The sequence below is a fragment of the Rhizomicrobium sp. genome, assembly GCF_056722145.1.
In genome coordinates this window covers 1-17646 of the sequence record NZ_JBWZET010000353.1, presented here as the reverse complement: position 1 = coordinate 17646, position 17646 = coordinate 1, and the positions used below count along the sequence as shown (strand labels likewise).

The window sequence follows — 17646 nt, the reverse complement described above, 5'->3', positions numbered from 1 at the left end:
CCCCGGTTTCCTGCGTCCGGCCGGCCACGCCGACCACGGCGCCGTCGAGTTCGACCTGTACTGCCCCTGCATTCGTTGTGGTTAAGCTGAGGCCGGTCATGTTCGGCACGCGATAGCTGTCACCGGGCTTCAACATGCGGTTTTGCATAATGCGACCGCCGGGTCCCTGGACCAGAATGCGGGTGACTTCGCGCGCCCTGAGGACCACGCGCACCTGCTTGCCGGTGTCACCATAAACCGCCCCTTGCGGCAGCGTCGGCGCGGCGACCACCGGCTGTACCGGAGCGGCGGCGGCCTGCTGACCGGGAACGGCAGCAGGCGTCGTGCCAGGCTGTGCCGGCGTCGCGCTCGGCGGTGCGTTGGGATCAGTCGGTGCCGTAGCGGCAGGTTGCGGCGCGGGCGCCGGAGTCTCGGCGGGCTTCACCACCGGTTTGTGCGCGACCGGGCGATGCGTCATCGTCGGCACCGGTTCGACCGTCCGGTCGTTCATCATGCGGTCGACCGAAATGGCGACCTGATAGGCGCCGATCAGGACCAGGATCACGACCGCCACGGCCATGATCTTCCAGCCATGCGGCATGCGATGCTCGGCGTCTTCGTCGATCACGGTGATCGGCTGGATGGTCGGATCGACGCGGCCGGCGATTTCGGCCTTGTAGCGCTCGACGCATTGCACGGCATCAAGGCCAAGATAATCCGCGTACGAACGAATGAACCCGACCGCATAGGTCCGCCCCGGCAACGCATCGGGACGATCTTCTTCGAGCGCTTCGAGGTGATCCTTGCGGATTTTCAGAACGCGCGACACCGCCGCCAGATCATCGCCGCGGCGAAGTCGTGCCGTGCGCAGGTCCTGGCCCACCGTATCGAGCGGTGCGTCCATGTCGTCGGAGATTTCGCGCAAGTGGATGCGGCGACGCTCAAGAGCGCCTTCGTCGTCCAGGGTAAGCCGCGTAACTTTTGTCATGTGGTGAAAAGTACCTGAGATGCGCCGCCTTGGGGCTCGCAACAGTAACTATCCCGTTGCTTCCATTAGTAACTTATATCGGCCAGTCAAGCCACGGAAATAAAGGTTTCTACGGTTAGTACAAGTACACCGTCGAACGCGACAGGGTTGCCACTGCAGCAGGTTGCCTCACCTTGTTGATGAATTCGCGACGTGATGGCGAGCGCTAAGTTTGTGACCCGGCCGGGGCATTTCGTCCACAGGGCCCTATTTCAGCGTGACGCCCCGCTCCGCCGCAAAGCCAATCAGCCGCGCCCGCAGCGAGTGGTCGGCACGCCCGCACAGCTTGTCGACGTACTGGCTGATTTCGCTGTAATTGAGGCTGCGGATCATCATCTTGACCGGCCCGACGTTGCCCGGCGACATCGACAGGCTACGAATTCCCAATCCAATCAAAGTCATAGCGTCAAGCGGGCGGCCCGCCATCTCGCCGCATAGCGACAGCTCCCCACCGGTTTCCTTGGCGCTGCGGACGATCTGCCGGATCAGGGTGAGGGTTGCCGGGCTGAGGACATCGTACCGGCGCGACACCCGTGGGTTGGTCCGGTCGGCCGCAAAAGCGAATGACAACAAGTCGTTGGAGCCGATCGAGACAAAATCGGCACTGCGCATGAGCTGCGGCAACATGAAGGCGAGCGATGGCACCTCCAACATCGCGCCGACCAGGACCTGTCGCGGCTGGCGCTGTCCCAACAGGCGGGCGCGCTCGATTTCGCGATCTACCAGAGCGCGAGCGGCGTTGAACTCCGCTACCGAACTGATCATCGGCAACAATATTCTGAGGACCCGCCCCGCCGCCGCGGCAATCAGCGCCCGGACCTGATAGCGCAGCAGCGCCGGCCGATCGAGCGCGATACGGATCGCCCGCCAGCCCATCGCCGGATTTTCCTCGCGTTCGAAACGGGCGTACGGCAGCACCTTGTCGCCGCCGAGGTCGAGAGTGCGGAACACCACCGGCTTGTCGCCCGCCGTATCGAGCACCTCGCGGTAGAAATCGGCTTGGTGCGACAGTTTCGGCATGTTCTCGCCGACCATGAACTGGATCTCGGTCCGGAACAGGCCGATGCCGTCCGCCCCCGATTCCGCCAGATGCGGCAAATCGAGCATCAGGCCGGCATTCATCATCAGCTTGATGCGGACGCCGTCCTTGGTCTCGGCCGGCAGCTCGCGAATGGTCGCGAACTGGGCGACGCGGTGCGCCCGCAACGTGCGCCGCGCAACGAAGGCGTGGACGATCTCTTCGCCCGGCCGCAGATGGACCTCGCCGGTCTCACCGTCGAGCACCATCATGTCGGCGCCGCGGGCGGCGTCGGTCAGGCCCTTGCAATCGCTGACCAGCGGCAGACCCATGGCGCGCGCCACGATCGCGACATGCGACGTCGTCGCCGCCTCTTCCAGCGCCAGCCCGATCAGGCGGTCGCGGCGATAATCGAGCAGCTCGGCCGGCCCCATCGCCCGTGCCACAAGAATGGAGTCGAACGGCAAATCCTGGCCGCGGCGGCCGATCTCGCCGACGAGGTGCCGTAACAGCCGCCGCGCCAGATCGTCGAGGTCATGCGCCCGCTCGCGCAGCAGCGGATCGGGAATCTTGGACATCCGCAGGCGCATTTCGTCCTGCCAGCGCTCCACCGCCGCTTCCGCGGTCAGGCCCGAGCGGATGGCATCGCGCATCTTCTGGCGCCAGCCGGCATCGTGCGCGAACAGGCGATAGGTCTCGATCACCTCGCGGCTTTCGCCGGTGAGGTCGAGTTCGCTCGAATCCAGCATGCGGTCGACGGATTCGCGCAGCTTGGCGATCGCTTCCTCGAGCCGGCTAAGTTCGACCGTCGGATCGTCGGCGATCATGCGCTCGACCTTGACGCGCGGCTCATGCAGCACGACGTGACCGACGGCGATGCCTTCCGACAACGGCTCGCCCATGAATTTGCGCGGTTTGTCGGGCGACAATTCGGGCTCGTCGAGTTCGGCGACATTGAACAAGACGCCCTGCGCCACCACCTCGGCCAGCACCATGGCGACCGTCTGCAGCGCTTCGACTTCCTCTTCGCCGTAGGTGCGGGCAGCGCGGTTCTGCACCGTCAACACGCCGAACACCTGGCCGCCGCGCACGATCGGCACGCCGAGGAAGGAGTGGTACGGGTCTTCGCCGGTTTCCGGGCGGTAGGAGAACTTGGGATGGTTCGGCGCATCCGACAGGTTCACCGGCTCGCCGGCTTCGGCGACGAGACCGACCAGACCCTCGCCCGCCTTCATGCGCGTGCGGTGCACGGCCGTCGGGTTGAGGCCTTCGGTGGCGAACAGTTCGAGCGCCTTGCCGGCGCGCTTCAGGTAAATCGAGCAGACTTCGGCAACCATGTTGGCCGCGATGACGGTGACCAGCTTGTCGAGGCGCTGCTGCGCACTCGTCGCTTCGGCCATGATCTCGCGCAACCGCCGCAGCAGCGTCCGTGGACCGCCGGCTGCAACGGGTGCCATGTCAATCGCCTCCGATCATGCGACGTCCAGTTCGTAGGCCGAATGCAACGCGCGCACGGCCAGCTCGACGTATTCCTCCGGGATCAGCACGCTCACCTGATTTCCGAGGTGGAAATCACCGTGATGTTGATGCCCTTCTCCGACAGCGTCTTGAACATCAGCTGCGCCACGCCCGGATGGGTGCGCATGCCGATGCCGATGATCGAAATCTTCGCCATGTTGGCGTCGGAGGTGATCTCGCGATAGCCGATGGTGACCGCCGCTTCTTCGAGCGCCTTGAGCGCGCGGGCCAGCTCGGTGCGCGGACAGGTGAAGGTCAAATCGGTGCGCTTGCCGTCGTCGGAGACGTTCTGCACGATCATGTCGACATTGATGCCGGCATCAGCCAGCGGCCCGAAAATGGCGGCGGCGATGCCCGGACGGTCCGGAATCTTCATCAGCGAAATTTTCGCTTCGTCGCGCGAATAGGCGATGCCGGTGACCGGTTTCTTTTCCACGATGTCTTCCTCGTCGCACAGAAGCGTGCCGCCCGCGTCGGGATCGAAGGTCGACAGAACCCGGACGGGCACGCGGTGTTGCATAGCGATTTCCACCGAGCGCGTCTGCAGAACCTTGGCGCCCAGCGAAGCCATTTCGAGCATTTCCTCGAACGCAATCTTCTCCATCCGGCGCGCCTTCGAGGTGATGCGCGGATCGGTGGTGTAGACGCCGTCGACGTCGGTGTAGATGTCGCAAAGATCGGCCTTGATCGCCGCCGCCACCGCCACCGCGGAAGTATCGGAACCGCCGCGGCCCAGGGTCGAAATCCGCTCGCCCTCGGCAATGCCCTGGAAGCCGGCGATCACGGCAACGGTGCCGGATTCGAGGCAGGCGACAAGGTTCTCCGGCGGAACGTCTTCAATCCGGGCCGAGGCATGCATGGCGGAGGTCTTCATCGGCATCTGCCAGCCGAGGAACGAGCGCGCCTTGACCCCGATGGCCCCCAGCGCAATCGCCAGCAGCCCGCTGGTCACCTGCTCGCCCGAGGCGACGACGGTGTCGTATTCCTTGGGGTCGTAATGGTGGTCGAGTTCGTTGATCAGCTTGACCAGCTTGTTGGTCTCGCCGGCCATCGCCGACACCACCACCGCCACCTGGTTGCCGCGGTCGACCTCTTTCTTGACCAGCTGGGCCACATTGCGGATGCGATCCAGGTCGGCGACCGAGGTCCCACCGAATTTCATCGCAATCTTCGCCATGGCCCTGCCCGTGTTACGAACCGTTTGTTGCGTCATACATAACCGCGACTTTCTCACTGCTCAACCCGTCCGTTCCCTCCCTAAGCCGCCCTAGGTGCGATATAAGGCGGCAATGAGCACAAATGCCGCCGGAAACGCCCCCTCCATCGACCCGGCCGAGGTCGAAAAGTTCTCCCGCATGGCCGCCGAATGGTGGGACCCGGCGGGAAAATTCGCCCCCTTGCACAAATTCAACCCGGTGCGGCTGCAATTCCTCCGGGAAACGGCGGCGAAACACTTCGGACGGTCCGGATTGCGCCCGTTCGAGGGGCTGTCGCTGCTCGATATCGGCTGCGGCGGCGGCCTGTTGTCCGAGCCGATGACCCGGTTAGGCTTTGCCGTGGTCGGGGCCGACGCCTCCGAGAAGAACATCAAGACCGCCATGACCCACGCCGCAGCCGGCGGCCTCGCCATCGATTACCGGGTCACCACCGCCGAATCATTGGCCGAGGCCGGGCTGCAATTCGATGTCGTGCTGAACATGGAGGTGGTCGAGCACGTCGCCGACCTGCCCGGCTATTTGAACGCCTGCGGCCGGCTGCTGAAGCCCGGCGGGCTGATGTTCGTCGCCACCTTGAACAAGACATTGAAGTCGCTGGCGTTGGCCAAGATCGGGGTGGAATACGTGTTGCGCTGGCTGCCGCCCGGCACCCACGACTGGACGCGCTTCGTCGAACCCGACCGGCTGTGCGCGCTGTTGAAAGACGCCGGCGTCACCGTGACCGAAAAGCGCGGGATGAGCTTCAGCCCGATCGACTGGTCGTGGCGGCTGTCCGACGATCTCGACGTCAACTATATGGTCGTGGCGCGCAAATAGCCGTCATCTTTTGCGACGTGCCTCAGCGGAAACGCGACTGCGTTGCGATTCTGGCAATGTACGTTGGCAGTACATACTTTCCGAGCTTGGCGCTATACTCCCTCGCGCGATCTCGAGGGGTATGTGATGGGCGATACCAGCGAAACCTCAAACCGGAAGTGGCTGTCGTTCATCGTCATCACCGTTTCCGGCATCGGGATTCTGATCATCTCCATTGTCGTGATCTGGACTGCGAGTCCTGATGACAAGGCAAAACAGGGCGCGATGGTGTTCAGCGCGCTGCTGCCGCTGTTCGGCACCTGGGTCGGCACGGTGATGGCCTATTACTTCTCGAAGGACAATTTCGAGTCCGCCGCCAAGACCACCCAGGACCTGCTGTCGAAGGCGGACCAGAAACTGCACAAGACCAGCGTGCAGGAGGCGATGAAGCCGTTCGCGAGCATTACCGGCGTGACCATTGATGCCGGCAAGACCGATGCCGACGTCAAGTTCACCGATTTGCGCGCCAAATTCACCGACAAGATCACGCGCGTGCCCGTTTTTTCGGCGCAAAAGCAGATCGTCTACCTGATCCACGACACGGCGCTGTATCGCTTTGCCTTCAAGGTCACCGAGAAGGGCGAGAAGCTTGCCGACAAGACGCTGCACGATGTCGTCTCCGACGACGACCTGAAGGAACTGGCGGTGCTCTACGCCGTGGTCGGCCCCGATGCGACCCTCGCCGACGCCAAGGCCAAGATGGAAGCGCTCACGACCCCCACCACACATGCGCGCTGCCAGGATGTCCTCGTCACCTCGAACGGCGACAATTCGGGCGCCGTGCTCGGCTGGATCACCAACACCACCATTGCCCAGTGGTCGACGGTGTGAAGGGGGCGAAGTCAGCTGCGCGGCTTTCGGCCGGGGGTGACAAGTTTTCTTTACTTCGCCTTTTCGAATGCCTCGCGCCGTTCTTCGATCGACGCGCTGCCGGAGCGGATCATCAGGAAGCGGCCGGTCCAGTGCGGGAAGATGCGCCAGACACCTTCAATCTCGGTGGCGTCGTCGTTGAGTATGCCATCGTAGTGCACCGGATTCTGATAGAGTTCGCCCTCTTCATAGCGCTTCTCGAACGACACAGCGTGATCGCGGCGATGGCCTTCCAGGGTGGCGCAGATCATCGCGCCGCGATCAGGGCCATCGGTGCAGATTTCCTGGATCGATCCGGTCAGCCAGCCCGGCGTCTCGATCAGCGTGGCGCCGAACCCGACCGCGATGGCGCGTTGGGAATAGGTGTAAAACCCTTCCCAGCAGCCGGTGAGGTTTGGCGGGCCGGTCATTGGCGGTAGGGATGATCGAGGTAGAGGTTCTTACCGAACAGCACATGCGGAATGCAGAACGGCTGCGGCCGCATCGCGATCGAGACCGGCACCGGAACATTGGCGGTATCGCCGCCGAGCCTGGTGCAATCGGGGCCGGGTGGGACGATGTAGTGGATGATCCGCACGGTATATTGCGGGCAAATATCGCCGCAGCGCACATCGACGATCACCGGCACGCCCTTGTGACTGCCGAGCATGCGGTCGACGGGCGCGTCCTTCACCGCCAGCACCGCGGCGGCGCGCGCCACCAGATCGGCATCGGTCACCGGATCGGCGGCGGCGAAAGCAGGCGTGATGACAGCGAGTATTGAAATCGCTTGACGGACACGCATGCGCTATTCCCCCGGGCCAGCGTCAGCAGCATCCTAACACGAAACGGGCGGTTAATTCGCCTCTTCGTCGAGGTCCGGCGGCAGGGCGGCAATTTCCACGCCCTCCTCGATCAGCGCCTTGGCCTCGTCGACACTGGCCTCGCCGTAGATGTGGCGCTCTTCGGTTTCGCCGTAATGGATCTTGCGCGCCTCTTCCGGGAACGCCTTGCCGACGTAATCAGCGTTGTTCTTGACGTACTGGCGCATGCCGGCCGCGAACTGGCGCAGCTTCTTGCGTTCCTCAGCGGCTAGCACGGTTTTTTTGGTGCCGTTCAGCGCCGGGGCCATCGGCGCCTTCTCGATCTTCACCGAGGCGCACTGCGGACATGTCACCAGCCCCGCCGCCGACTGCTCGTCGAACGCCGCACTGGACGCGAACCAGGCTTCGAATTCGTGACGGTGGTCGCAGCGCAGGGTGTAGGCGATCATGGCCTTATCCCGGAAAACATCCGCACGACCCGGCGCACGGCGGCGCTTCGGACCCGCCCGACATCGGGCACCCGGCCGGAACCGATGGACCCTTGGCGCCGGCCAAAGCCGGAGCCATCGGCGCCTTTTCGATCGCGGTCGAGCCGCATGTCGGACAGGGGCACTCGCCCGCCGCGACCTCGGCCGCGAACGACGTACTCGAACCGAACCAGCCCTCGAACTCGTGGCCGTTCGCGCATTTTACCGTATAGACGATCACGCCCTAACCCTTTCGTGAAGTTTCCGCCGAAACGGACCCTTCCGCAAGGTCCGCAGGATCACCTAACCGGAAGGCACGATCATGGCGAAGGCTGGGAATCTGCGCCCGCGCCGCGGCGGCGGCTTCGGGGTCGATCGGAACGATGATCAGGCCGGGTTCGGCGCCCGCCTCGGACAGGACTTCGCCCCATGGCGACACAATCATCGAGTGGCCGTAGGTCTCCCGGCCGTTGGCATGGACACCGCACTGCGCCGCGGCCACGACGAAGGCGCCGTTCTCGATGGCGCGGGCGCGCAGCAGCACCTGCCAATGCGCCCGGCCGGTGGTGGCGGTGAACGCGGCCGGTACGGTGAACAGCATCGCGCCGGCTTTGGCGAGAGCACGGTAGAGATGCGGAAAGCGTACGTCGTAGCAGACGGTGAGGCCGACCCGCCCGAATGGCAGATCGGCGGTGACGGCCGCCTCGCCGCCCGCAACGGTGTTCGACTCGCGATAGCGCTCGCCGTTCGGCAGATCCACATCGTAGAGGTGAATCTTGTCGTAGCGGGCCGCGATGGCACCGCTCGGCGCGATCAGGAACGAGCGATTGGCGGTCTTGGTCTCGTCCACTTTTATGGCGAGTGAGCCGACCGACAGCCAGACTCCCAACTCCCCAGCCAAGGCGCGCAAAGCCGCCAGGGTCGGGTCGTCGCTTTCGGCGACGGATTTCTCGAGTTTGGACGCCTTGCTCCCCGCCATCAAATTGGTGTTTTCGGGCGTCGCGATGAACGAAGCGCCGAAGCTGCGCGCCGCACGGATCAGCGCCGACACCTCACGCACATTCTCCGCGACGTCGTCGGAGGACGTCATCTGGACACAGGCGACTTGGATCATTTCAGCAGCGGATCGAGGCCGCCGTCCGACTCCAGAGCGTGCAGGTCGTCGCAACCGCCGATGTGGCGGTCGTCGATGAAAATCTGCGGCACGGTGCGGCGGCCGGAACGGTCCATCATCTCCTTGCGGGCGGCGGCGTCCATGTAGACGTCAACCTCTTCGAAGGCGACTCCTTTGCGCGTCAGCAACGCCTTGGCGCGGGCGCAATAGGGGCAGATCGGCGTGGTGTAAATGCGAACGATAGCCATGACGATGCTTATACAGGATGTCTCTACGCCCGGACAACGCGGGCCAGTGCCAGGACATTCACGGATGCCGCACCGGCCCGTTTGAGGGCGCGCGCCGAGGCGCTGACGGTTGCCCCGGTGGTCAAGACATCGTCGATCAGGAGCACGCGCTTGCCCTTCAGGGCGGCCCGGGCCGTTTTGGGCACCCGGAAGGCGCCGCGTACATTGCTCCGGCGCGCCTCGGCCGACGGCATGGTGCCCTGGCTGGGGGTGGCCTTGCGGCGTTCCAGGACGAGCGGCGCCAGCGGCAGCCCCGACCGCCGCGCCAGCGCGCGCGCCAGTTCCGCGGACTGGTTGTAGCGCCGCTTCCACAGCCGGTAGGCGTGCAGCGGCACCGGCACGATCAGGTCGGTGGCGGCGAACAGCGGCCGTCCGGCGCGGTCGAGCCATTTGGCGAAGGCGGGAACGAGATCGAGCCGGTCGGCATGCTTGAGCGCCAGCACCGGCTTCTTGCTGACGTCGTCATAGCGCAGGATGGCGCGGGCCATGTCGAAATCAGGCGGATTGGCGATACAGGCGCCGCAGACCGTGTCCGGCCCGGCGTCAAGCTCGAACGGCAGGCCGCAGCGGACGCAGACCGGGCCGTCGATGAACTGCAGCGCGGTCCAGCACGCCGGGCACAGGCTGGCGGGATCGGCCACCGGCTCGCGGCACAGGATGCACAACGGCGGGAACACGAGGTCGATAATCCCCCTCGCCGCGCGCGCGAATCCGCCCTGGATGCCCCCGGTCATTCTGCTAGTTTAGCAAAATGATAGAGGGACCGCCGCGGATTTTCGATGCTGGCTTGCGCGCCATGCACAAGCAAAGAGCGGCGCGGCTGCGGGGGGACCGATTTCTGGTGAACGAGGCCCTGGAGGGGGTCAGAGAGCGCCTCGCTCCCGTCAATCGCGCTTTCGCAACCGCGCTCTGTTTAGATGAGCATGCTGCCGCCAGCCTGCAAGGTGCGTCTAGCGCATGGCGGGTACAGACGTTCGACAGCAATGAACTGCTTGACGGCGGCGACGGCTACGACCTCGCGGTCAGCATTTTGGAGCTGCAGGCGCTCAACGATCTGCCCGGCGCGCTGGTGCAGATCCGCAGCGCTCTGAAGCCGGACGGGCTGTTGCTGGCGGCGGTATTCGGCGGCGCCACGCTGCACGAACTGCGCGACAGTCTGGCGGCGGGCGAAGCGGCCACGACGGGCGGCGTGTCTCCGCGCGTGGCACCGATGGCCGATGTGCGCGATCTCGGCGGGTTGTTGCAGCGCGCCGGCTTCGCGATGCCGGTCGCCGATCTCGAACGTACGACGGTGCGCTATCGCGACTTCGGCGGATTGGTGCGCGATCTGCGGGCGATGGGCGAGACCAACGCGCTGGTCGGCCGGCTCGGGCGTTTGCGCCGCGATACCCTGGCGGCGACACTGGCGCACTATGGCGAGCACTACGCCGATGCCGATGGACGGCTGCGCGCGACCTTCGACATCATCTACCTCACCGGCTGGGCGCCGCACGAAAGTCAACCCAAACCCTTGCGCCCCGGCAGCGCCAAGATGCGCCTCGCCGATGCGCTGGGGGTGAAGGAATGGAAGGCGTAACCCAACCGGTTTGCTACTCCCCGAAAAACGCCTTCACCACGGCATTTTCCGCCAGCGCGTCGCGTTCGGCTTCGGTCGGCAGTTGCGGTTTGTCGCGCTCGACGTTGACCATGCAGAGGAAGCCCATCGGTTCGCCGGCGTTGGCGCGGAACTGGTGCCAAGTCATCGGCTCGATGGTGACGAGATCGTTCTGGGCGATGTCAAAGACTTCGCCGCCGATCATGCACTGGCCGTGCCCGCGCAGGATCAGCACGGCATGGACATGCTGGTGGCGTTCGAGGGTCGAATAGCCGCCTGCGGCCATCTCGAAATAGCGCAGCTCGCCTTTCATCTCGGGATGGCGGAACAGCGTCTGGCGGGTGATCGCCTTGAACGGCGCCGCGCCTTCCTCCTTATAGGCAAGGAGATCGGTGTTTTCCCAACGGTAGTCGGCGAAGCGGCGAACGGGTCCGGTCATCAGAACGCCCGCACGGCGTTGCAGAAGGCTTCGGTTTCCTTGGTGATGTTTGCTTTCGCCGACAACAGGCTGCCGCCGATGAGCAGCATCACGTCGCGGCCGAAGTATTCCAAAAGTTCGGGCACCCGCTTCAATTCCATGCCGCCCGCCGGCACCGGCAGACAGGGCTTGAGCCCAGCGGTTTCTTCGACGCAGAGATCGGAAATCCTGCGGCACAGCTCCGGCGAATAGCCGAACCGGCCGCCGTAATTGCAGAACACCGACGCGTCGGAGCCCAAGAGCCGCATCAGCTTGCCGAAGAAGAATTCCGGCGCCATCGGGCCGCCCGCCATCGACGGATGGGTCATGAACAGGAAGTCGGGATTTTCCTGCTTCAGTGTCTGGAACGTTGCAAAGCCGCACAGCATGGGGGCAATCAGCACGCCGTCGAGGCCGACGGATCGCGCCAGCGCGATCTGGCTGCGCATCTTGTCGAGATTGCCGTTGAGGCTCGGCAGATAGCGCGTCGGGATGCCGGTTTTCTGGCCGGCCTTGTGCACCGCTTCGGCGATCATCGGCACGCGCGACGCGAACGGGCAATAAGCCTGATCGGCGATGCCGTGATCGTCCTTGATGTAATCGATGCCGCCGAGCGCGACGTCGTAGGCGAGCCGCGCCAGCGTTGCCGGCGGCGTGCCCTGCGGCTTGAGCGCCGTGGCCGACAGCGCACCCTTGGCATTGACGCGGCCCCGCACGCCATCGACACCGATGTTGGGGCCGCGGAACGCGTCCACGATGTCGGCCGGGAACTCGGCGTCGATCAGCGTGACGCCGTCCTGCAGCGAGGTGTTGCCGAGGATCATGTTGATGAGCTGGCCGCCGTCGTAGCCGGTGGTGATCGAGGCGAGCGCGATGCGCACCTCGTATTCGCCGTGGCCGACGTCCTTGATGTCCTCGACCCGGCCGATCACCTCGTTGATGACGAAGGGATCGTTGATCGGCTCAAGCGGCATTTCCACACTCTGCTCGACGGAAATTCCGCGGGCGCGGGCTTCGATGGTCGAGGCTTCCGCCTTGACGCGATAGACGGTTTTGATGCGCGTGCTCATGGGCGCCGAACTTAACGGCGGCGGGCCAAAGGGCAAGGCCTTTCGTACCCCTGGGGCGAGCGAGCCCCCTCCCCCGGCTTCGCCGGGACATCCCCGCGCGGCCTATGTGCAGAGGTCGAAAATCGTGCGCCCGCGGGGGCAGAAAACTAAAAATGTACCCGGTTGAACAAATCCAGCACGGCTTGGCCGACATTGCTCACGGCGGCGACGACGGCGACGCCGATGCAGGTCGCCACCAGGGCGTATTCAATGGCGGTGGAACCGTGGGGGTCAGCGACGAAGGCTACAGCAAGTCCCGCAACATCGGCACCAGCGGCACGTCGGCCGGGGGCATCGGGTAGTCCTTCAAATAGTTCGGATGCGCCCATTTCAGTGCCAGATGCTCGTTCGGCTGCGGCACCCCTTCCCAGCGGCGGCAGACGTAGAGCGGCATGAGCAAATGAAAGTCCTCGTAGGCGTGGGACGCAAACGTGAACGGCGCCAGGCACGCCTCCTTGACCTCGATCCCCAGCTCCTCGCGAAGTTCGCGGATCAGAGCCTCCTCCGGACGCTCGCCCGGCTCGATCTTGCCACCCGGAAACTCCCACAGCCCACCCATTGCTTTGTCGGCGGGGCGCTGCGCAATCAGCACCCGCCCATCGGGATCGATCAGGGCGCAGGCTGCCACCAATACAATCTTCGCCGACATCCTCGATCCTCTCCACTATGCGCAGACACCCGTTGAAGGGGCGTTCAAACGGCGTTTCGAATTCGACTTGTAGCGTTAATCATCGCGAAAGCCTATTTCGCCGGCTCGCCCTTGAGGATGCCGCGGCCGCCGGGGGCGAAGTAGACCACCCCGTAGCGCCGCATGTCGCCGGTGATCTGCATGACGCGGCCGAAGGCGTGGGCGTCATCATTGATGCGGGTCCATGACGCGCCCTCATCGTCCGAGCGCCACAGCCCATCGACGCCCTTGACCCGGCCGGCGAGATAGATCGCGGGATAACCGCCCACCACCTTGGGCGCTCCGAAGCCGACCGACGCGGCCCGTTCCACATCCTTCAGATTGGCGAACGGCGTCGCGGAATCGCGGCTGTGCACCAGCCCATAGGGCAGCGCGAGCCACAAATCACGCATCCGGCCGGGTACGACGGCAAGCTCCGCCCATTCCCAGCCCTGCACCGGCGGCAATCCGCTGGCGATGGCCTTGAAGCTCGCACCGCCATCGACGCTGATCAGCAGGCTGCCGGCCATGCGGTCGAAGACGTAGAACACGCCGTCCACCGCCTTGTCGGCGACCGGCACCAGCGCGGCGTCGCGCCCCGACGGCCAACCGGCGCTGAGCGTCCAGGAGGCGCCGTTGTCCTTGGAGAAATACGCGGCGTCCTTTTCCGGCGCCCATAGTAACGATGTGCCCCGCGCCGAGATCGCAATGCTGCCCGGCCCGCGCCAGTCGCCGCCGTGCGCTTCCTTGTACGGCGTCGACGCGATCGGCGCCCAGCTCAGGCCGGCGTCGGTGGAGAGGAAACCGTGCGTCGGCGAACGGTCGGCAGTGCGCACCAGCAGCGACGGTTTCAAACCGGCGTAATCGATGCTGCGGTTCGATTCATTGGCCGGCGTGAACAGGCCGGTGGTGGGCGATTTGGCCGGATCGATCCAGGCCGCGCCGGAAACGTCCCCGAACGCCGCCATCACCGCCGGGCCCGACGGCGGCGATGCCAGCGCCAGCGTGGCGGTTTCTTCGAGATTGTCGGCATTGAACACGATATCGACCGGCCCCGCCGCCGACAGATTGCGGCTGGTCCAGACGCCACCGCCGGTGCCGTAGATCATTTCGTCCTTGTTGAACGGATTGATGCGCACATCGGAAATCCAGTGCCCGACGCGGCCATCCATCTTTTCGACGCTCTGCACCCAGGGATAAGCCGCGCTGTCGAGCCGGGAGTTGTCGGACAGCGTAGCCCAATGCGTACCGCCGTCGCGGCTGATGTAGATCTCGTCGTGCGGATACCAGCGATCGAGGGTGGACACAACCAGCGTGCCGTCGGGACCGACATCGATGCCGGAGTAGCCGAACTTCGCCTCGCCCGGCTTCAGCGGCGTGATGTCGTGCCAGACGCCGGCCGGATCCCGCTTCCAAACGCCACCATTCTCGGCAAAACTCGGATTGACGGGTTGCGAACAACTGCCCGCCGCGAACGTGACATAAAACGAGCCATCCGCCGCGAACACGGCGTGTTGCGGCACCACCGCCGGCGTGCCATCTACCGGCACGAAACTGCCTTGCTTGCCGACGAGCAGCCGGCCGGACGCGTCGCCGAGATAGATGTCGCGCGTTTTGGGATCGATCGCTACCAGCGAAATCGATGTCGCCGGACTGGCCATGCTGGCAAAGCTCTTGCCGCCATCAGTGGATTGCCACAGCCCGTCCTTGTTCGAGCCGTAATAGAGCACGTTGCTATCGCCCGGATCGACCACCAGGCGCTCGCCGGTACCGCGGCCGTCGGCGTTGCCGCCGATCCGGATCGGCAGATCGGTCTTCTGCCACGTCCGACCGCGATCGTTGGACCTGAGGATCGCGCCCTTGCGCGCCCAATCGCCAAGATAGAGACCGTTGGCGGTGAATATCCGGTCGGGATTATTGGGATCGAGGGCAATGGATATCACGCCCATCAGATCGGAATCGTCCCAGCCGATATGGTCGGTCAACGCGATCCATTTGTGGGCGGCGAAATCGTAGCGATACAGCCCGCCGATATCGGTGCGGGCATAGAGGATATCGCGGGCCTTGGGATGATAGGCGAAGCCCGGCACGTAGCCGCCTCCGCCCCAGGGGACACTGGCAAAGACGTACGGCTGCGGCGGCAGGATTTCGGCCAGCGACGGTGCCAGCAAGGTCATCGCCGCAAGCGCCAAGCCAAAGTGGAGTTTCATGGGTGTCCCCCGACAGGTCTCTGTGCCAGGTAACACGATTTGTCATATAAAAGGCAGGTGGCAAGTCCGCCCAGCCGTTACGGCGCCGGGTAGCGCATCCGCGGCGTGCCGACGAACTCGTAGGGGCCGACATGCGCCAGCCGACCCTGGGTATCGAGCCAGATTTTACCGCCGAGCGCCCGCCAGCGCTGGCAGAAGGCATAATCCTCGCTGAGATATTCGCCCGAGACTTCATCGATGACGCAATCAAAGAAGGCATATTGGTTGGCGCTGAGGCTCGGCGCGGCCTCGGTATGCGCCGCCTTGTATTGCAGGTTGGGATAGCTCGCCCGCAGCCGTTCGAACACCTGTCGCTTGATCATCAGGAACCCCGCACCGGCATACGACCCGGTGACGAAGCCATCGACGTTTTCTTGTTCGGGGCCTTCGCACGGAACGCCGACAAACCTCAGATAGGCGTGCTCCAGCGTCTCGCCTCCACGCAGGCGGGTCACGGCGGCAACGTCCCAGGTGATGTCCTTCAAGGGATACATGCCGGCAACCACGTCGCGGTCGAATTCCAGCATGCGGATCACCTGGCGCGGATCGAAGCCGATATCGGAATCGATGAACATCAAATGGGTGGCGGCGGGATCATCGAGGAATTTCGCGACCAGCGCATTGCGGCCGCGGGTAATCAGCGACTCCCGGCCGAGCAGTTCGAGCTGGACCGCAAGGCCCTGCGCCGCCGCCTTCATCAACAGATCGCAGGTGCACTGCATGTAGCGCTGAGTGACCATGCCGCCATAACACGGCGTCGCCACATGAAGCCTGATCGAACTGAAATCCGTCATACCAATCCCCTGTTCGATCGGCCTTGTCGCAAACGACACGCGGGCGGCCAAGTCAGGCGGCATGGGACAAATTTGCAGGAGGGTAAAATACTTGCGGGACTCAGCCGGAAGGCCAAGTCCCGCGAGCCGTCGCCGGGTTGCTCCTGGGTTGCAGCAAGTCAACCCCGCATACGCTTGAGGTTTGATCGGCCGGATTGAAGTCCAACCCTAGAATTGAACTCGACCCCCGCCCTCAAGGTGGCGCGAGTCTTACGCCTTGTCGGCCGCATGTCCAGATATGGCGCCTCTCAATACACATTTCATTTTGCTGCGGTGCGGAAACATTAAACCTCAGTCATGGCATTCCGTTGAACGGAAATGGCGTGCTTTCCGCCGCGGTGTGCTTCGGTTCGGGACAGAATCGGTCCGGCAAATCGCGACGCTCCCGACACATCTGGGCGCCGAATTCCTCTCTCCGACTGTTGCCAAATGTTTCGAGACGAGCCGCGCCCCGTCGGCGACTTGTGCCAATTCGGTGGTGAGCAACGCCGATGTTCACGATATGCCGAAAACTTTCGCATATGCGGATTTTGAATGCGCATTTTGCCGTTACGGTTGGCAAAGGAAATCTGGCAACTCCGTGGCACTGCGTATTGATGTTACCGAGTGTGACAGCCAGTTTGCCGCATGTGCGTATACGCCATACCTCTTTGCCTAATTAGATGCACAGCACCGACCTATATCCATCGCATCAGAAGGAAAGAGAGAAAGAGGAAGAAAAATGTCCGTATCAAACCTGCCCGAACTGGACGCTTTGGTCGCGCGCGTGAATGCAGCGCAAGCCGCGTACGCCAGCTTTTCGCAGGAGAAGGTCGATCGCATCTTCCGTGCTGCCGCTTTTGCCGCCACCGAGGCGCGCATCTCGCTTGCCATGATGGCAGCCGAGGAAACCGGCATGGGTGTCGTGGAAGATAAGGTGATAAAGAACCACTTCGCGTCGGAATACATCTACAACAAGTACAAGGACGAACAGACCTGCGGCGTGCTCGAGAACGACGATGTCGGCGGCACGATGACGATCGCCGAACCCGTCGGCACGATCTGCGGTATCGTCCCCACCACCAATCCGACTTCGACAACGATCTTCAAGGCGCTGATCAGCCTGAAGACGCGCAACGGCATCGTCTTCAGCCCCCATCCGCGCGCCAAGAAGGCGACGGTCGCGGCGGCGAAGCTGGTGCTCGATGCGGCGGTGGCCGCGGGCGCGCCCGAGCACATCGTCGGCTGGATCGACGAGCCGTCGATTGAACTGTCGAACGGCCTGATGCGCCATCCCGGCATCGCCATGATCCTGGCCACCGGCGGCCCCGGCATGGTCAAGGCGGCGTATTCGTCGGGCAAGCCGGCGATCGGCGTCGGCGCCGGCAACGCGCCGGTGGTGATCGACGAATTCGCCGACATCAAGCGCGCCGTCGCGTCGATCCTGATGTCGAAGACGTTCGACAACGGCATGATCTGCGCGTCCGAGCAGGCGGTGGTCGTGGTCGACAGCGTCTATGATGCGGTGCGCGAGCGCTTCTCCAGCCACGGCGGTTACATCCTGACCGGCAACGAGCTCGGCATGGTGCGCGAAACCGTGTTC

The 17646-nt window shown here is 64.1% G+C and carries 19 protein-coding genes and 1 pseudogene; 4 read left to right on the top strand and 16 right to left on the bottom strand.

Annotated elements, in window-relative coordinates:
* From AC1P6P_RS18710 to AC1P6P_RS18700, 3 genes and pseudogenes are all read right to left on the bottom strand, one after another.
* A partial coding sequence (locus AC1P6P_RS18710) for a RodZ domain-containing protein (RefSeq protein WP_481403960.1) occupies window positions 1-967 on the bottom strand: 967 nt, incomplete at its 3' end.
* 246 nt (window positions 968-1213) lie between these two features.
* Window positions 1214-3481, bottom strand: a complete 2268-nt coding sequence (gene ptsP / locus AC1P6P_RS18705) for a phosphoenolpyruvate--protein phosphotransferase (protein WP_481403959.1) — start codon at window positions 3479-3481, stop codon at window positions 1214-1216.
* A 15-nt stretch (window positions 3482-3496) separates the two neighbouring features.
* Window positions 3497-4719, bottom strand: a pseudogene (locus AC1P6P_RS18700) (aspartate kinase).
* Window positions 4720-4831: 112 nt separating this feature from the next.
* Here AC1P6P_RS18700 and ubiG point away from each other — a divergent pair.
* Together ubiG and AC1P6P_RS18690 are read left to right on the top strand one after the other, a co-directional pair.
* Window positions 4832-5575, top strand: a complete 744-nt coding sequence (gene ubiG / locus AC1P6P_RS18695) for a bifunctional 2-polyprenyl-6-hydroxyphenol methylase/3-demethylubiquinol 3-O-methyltransferase UbiG (RefSeq protein ID WP_481403958.1) — start codon at window positions 4832-4834, stop codon at window positions 5573-5575.
* A gap of 126 nt (window positions 5576-5701) precedes the next feature.
* Window positions 5702-6445 carry a hypothetical protein gene (locus AC1P6P_RS18690; RefSeq protein WP_481403957.1) on the top strand — a complete coding sequence of 248 codons (744 nt, stop codon included), beginning with the start codon at window positions 5702-5704 and terminating at the stop codon, window positions 6443-6445.
* Between the two features lie 50 nt (window positions 6446-6495).
* On the opposite strand, the gene AC1P6P_RS18685 is transcribed toward AC1P6P_RS18690, so the two are convergent.
* Genes AC1P6P_RS18685 through AC1P6P_RS18655 form a run of 7 tightly spaced genes read right to left on the bottom strand, consistent with a single transcriptional unit; the run spans window position 6496 to window position 9889 of the window.
* The gene (locus AC1P6P_RS18685) at window positions 6496-6894 is read right to left on the bottom strand and encodes a hypothetical protein (protein ID WP_481403956.1); all 399 of its coding nucleotides are present in this window, start codon (window positions 6892-6894) and stop codon (window positions 6496-6498) included.
* The gene (locus AC1P6P_RS18680) at window positions 6891-7268 is read right to left on the bottom strand and encodes a hypothetical protein (RefSeq protein ID WP_481403955.1); all 378 of its coding nucleotides are present in this window, start codon (window positions 7266-7268) and stop codon (window positions 6891-6893) included. The genes AC1P6P_RS18685 and AC1P6P_RS18680 overlap by 4 nt, the downstream gene beginning before the upstream one ends.
* 51 nt (window positions 7269-7319) lie before the next feature.
* Window positions 7320-7736, bottom strand: a complete 417-nt coding sequence (locus AC1P6P_RS18675; RefSeq protein ID WP_481403954.1) for a DUF1178 family protein — start codon at window positions 7734-7736, stop codon at window positions 7320-7322.
* A gap of 4 nt (window positions 7737-7740) precedes the next feature.
* Entirely contained in the window at window positions 7741-7995 is a 255-nt protein-coding gene (locus AC1P6P_RS18670; RefSeq protein WP_481403953.1) for a DUF1178 family protein, read from the bottom strand.
* 3 nt (window positions 7996-7998) lie between these two features.
* Entirely contained in the window at window positions 7999-8868 is an 870-nt protein-coding gene (locus AC1P6P_RS18665; RefSeq protein ID WP_481403952.1) for a carbon-nitrogen hydrolase family protein, read from the bottom strand.
* Window positions 8865-9116 carry a glutaredoxin 3 gene (gene grxC, locus AC1P6P_RS18660; protein WP_481403951.1) on the bottom strand — a complete coding sequence of 84 codons (252 nt, stop codon included), beginning with the start codon at window positions 9114-9116 and terminating at the stop codon, window positions 8865-8867. The genes AC1P6P_RS18665 and grxC overlap by 4 nt, the downstream gene beginning before the upstream one ends.
* Window positions 9117-9139: 23 nt before the next feature.
* Window positions 9140-9889 carry a double zinc ribbon domain-containing protein gene (locus AC1P6P_RS18655; RefSeq protein WP_481403950.1) on the bottom strand — a complete coding sequence of 250 codons (750 nt, stop codon included), beginning with the start codon at window positions 9887-9889 and terminating at the stop codon, window positions 9140-9142.
* Window positions 9890-9906: 17 nt separating this feature from the next.
* On the opposite strand from AC1P6P_RS18655, the gene AC1P6P_RS18650 reads away from it, so the two are divergent.
* Window positions 9907-10731 carry a methyltransferase domain-containing protein gene (locus AC1P6P_RS18650; RefSeq protein ID WP_481403949.1) on the top strand — a complete coding sequence of 275 codons (825 nt, stop codon included), beginning with the start codon at window positions 9907-9909 and terminating at the stop codon, window positions 10729-10731.
* Between the two features lie 13 nt (window positions 10732-10744).
* Here the strand turns inward: AC1P6P_RS18650 and AC1P6P_RS18645 are convergent, their stop codons facing one another.
* The 6 genes from AC1P6P_RS18645 to AC1P6P_RS18620 all read right to left on the bottom strand — a co-directional run bounded on the left by AC1P6P_RS18645 (window position 10745) and on the right by AC1P6P_RS18620 (window position 16025).
* A complete protein-coding gene (locus AC1P6P_RS18645; RefSeq protein WP_481403948.1) occupies window positions 10745-11188 on the bottom strand; it encodes a cupin domain-containing protein in 444 nt (147 codons plus the stop codon).
* Window positions 11188-12276 (bottom strand): RuBisCO large subunit C-terminal-like domain-containing protein, encoded by a 1089-nt coding sequence (locus AC1P6P_RS18640; RefSeq protein ID WP_481403947.1) that lies wholly within the window; start codon window positions 12274-12276, stop codon window positions 11188-11190. The genes AC1P6P_RS18645 and AC1P6P_RS18640 overlap by 1 nt, the downstream gene beginning before the upstream one ends.
* 146 nt (window positions 12277-12422) lie before the next feature.
* Window positions 12423-12644: a Flp family type IVb pilin gene (locus tag AC1P6P_RS18635; RefSeq protein WP_481403946.1), complete on the bottom strand. Its 222-nt coding sequence runs from the start codon at window positions 12642-12644 to the stop codon at window positions 12423-12425.
* The gene (locus AC1P6P_RS18630) at window positions 12560-12964 is read right to left on the bottom strand and encodes a (deoxy)nucleoside triphosphate pyrophosphohydrolase (RefSeq protein ID WP_481403945.1); all 405 of its coding nucleotides are present in this window, start codon (window positions 12962-12964) and stop codon (window positions 12560-12562) included. Before AC1P6P_RS18630 ends, AC1P6P_RS18635 begins: the two co-directional genes overlap by 85 nt.
* A gap of 92 nt (window positions 12965-13056) precedes the next feature.
* Window positions 13057-15192: an exo-alpha-sialidase gene (locus tag AC1P6P_RS18625; RefSeq protein ID WP_481403944.1), complete on the bottom strand. Its 2136-nt coding sequence runs from the start codon at window positions 15190-15192 to the stop codon at window positions 13057-13059.
* A gap of 77 nt (window positions 15193-15269) precedes the next feature.
* Window positions 15270-16025: a hypothetical protein gene (locus AC1P6P_RS18620; RefSeq protein ID WP_481403943.1), complete on the bottom strand. Its 756-nt coding sequence runs from the start codon at window positions 16023-16025 to the stop codon at window positions 15270-15272.
* 760 nt (window positions 16026-16785) lie between these two features.
* On the opposite strand from AC1P6P_RS18620, the gene AC1P6P_RS18615 reads away from it, so the two are divergent.
* The coding region (locus tag AC1P6P_RS18615) for an aldehyde dehydrogenase family protein (protein WP_481403942.1) at window positions 16786-17646 on the top strand (861 nt) is incomplete at its 3' end.

What these genes read in the sequence shown, in the direction of transcription:
- ptsP (WP_481403959.1), bottom strand. Translation starts at nt 3,481, where the DNA reads ATGGCACCCGTTGCAGCCGGCGGTCCACGGACGCTGCTGCGGCGGTTG.
- ubiG (WP_481403958.1), top strand. Translation starts at nt 4,832, where the DNA reads ATGAGCACAAATGCCGCCGGAAACGCCCCCTCCATCGACCCGGCCGAG.
- AC1P6P_RS18690 (WP_481403957.1), top strand. Translation starts at nt 5,702, where the DNA reads ATGGGCGATACCAGCGAAACCTCAAACCGGAAGTGGCTGTCGTTCATC.
- AC1P6P_RS18685 (WP_481403956.1), bottom strand. Translation starts at nt 6,894, where the DNA reads ATGACCGGCCCGCCAAACCTCACCGGCTGCTGGGAAGGGTTTTACACC.
- AC1P6P_RS18680 (WP_481403955.1), bottom strand. Translation starts at nt 7,268, where the DNA reads ATGCGTGTCCGTCAAGCGATTTCAATACTCGCTGTCATCACGCCTGCT.
- AC1P6P_RS18675 (WP_481403954.1), bottom strand. Translation starts at nt 7,736, where the DNA reads ATGATCGCCTACACCCTGCGCTGCGACCACCGTCACGAATTCGAAGCC.
- AC1P6P_RS18665 (WP_481403952.1), bottom strand. Translation starts at nt 8,868, where the DNA reads ATGATCCAAGTCGCCTGTGTCCAGATGACGTCCTCCGACGACGTCGCG.
- grxC (WP_481403951.1), bottom strand. Translation starts at nt 9,116, where the DNA reads ATGGCTATCGTTCGCATTTACACCACGCCGATCTGCCCCTATTGCGCC.
- AC1P6P_RS18655 (WP_481403950.1), bottom strand. Translation starts at nt 9,889, where the DNA reads ATGACCGGGGGCATCCAGGGCGGATTCGCGCGCGCGGCGAGGGGGATT.
- AC1P6P_RS18650 (WP_481403949.1), top strand. Translation starts at nt 9,907, where the DNA reads ATGATAGAGGGACCGCCGCGGATTTTCGATGCTGGCTTGCGCGCCATG.
- AC1P6P_RS18645 (WP_481403948.1), bottom strand. Translation starts at nt 11,188, where the DNA reads ATGACCGGACCCGTTCGCCGCTTCGCCGACTACCGTTGGGAAAACACC.
- AC1P6P_RS18640 (WP_481403947.1), bottom strand. Translation starts at nt 12,276, where the DNA reads ATGAGCACGCGCATCAAAACCGTCTATCGCGTCAAGGCGGAAGCCTCG.
- AC1P6P_RS18635 (WP_481403946.1), bottom strand. Translation starts at nt 12,644, where the DNA reads ATGGGCGCATCCGAACTATTTGAAGGACTACCCGATGCCCCCGGCCGA.
- AC1P6P_RS18630 (WP_481403945.1), bottom strand. Translation starts at nt 12,964, where the DNA reads ATGTCGGCGAAGATTGTATTGGTGGCAGCCTGCGCCCTGATCGATCCC.
- AC1P6P_RS18625 (WP_481403944.1), bottom strand. Translation starts at nt 15,192, where the DNA reads ATGAAACTCCACTTTGGCTTGGCGCTTGCGGCGATGACCTTGCTGGCA.
- AC1P6P_RS18620 (WP_481403943.1), bottom strand. Translation starts at nt 16,025, where the DNA reads ATGACGGATTTCAGTTCGATCAGGCTTCATGTGGCGACGCCGTGTTAT.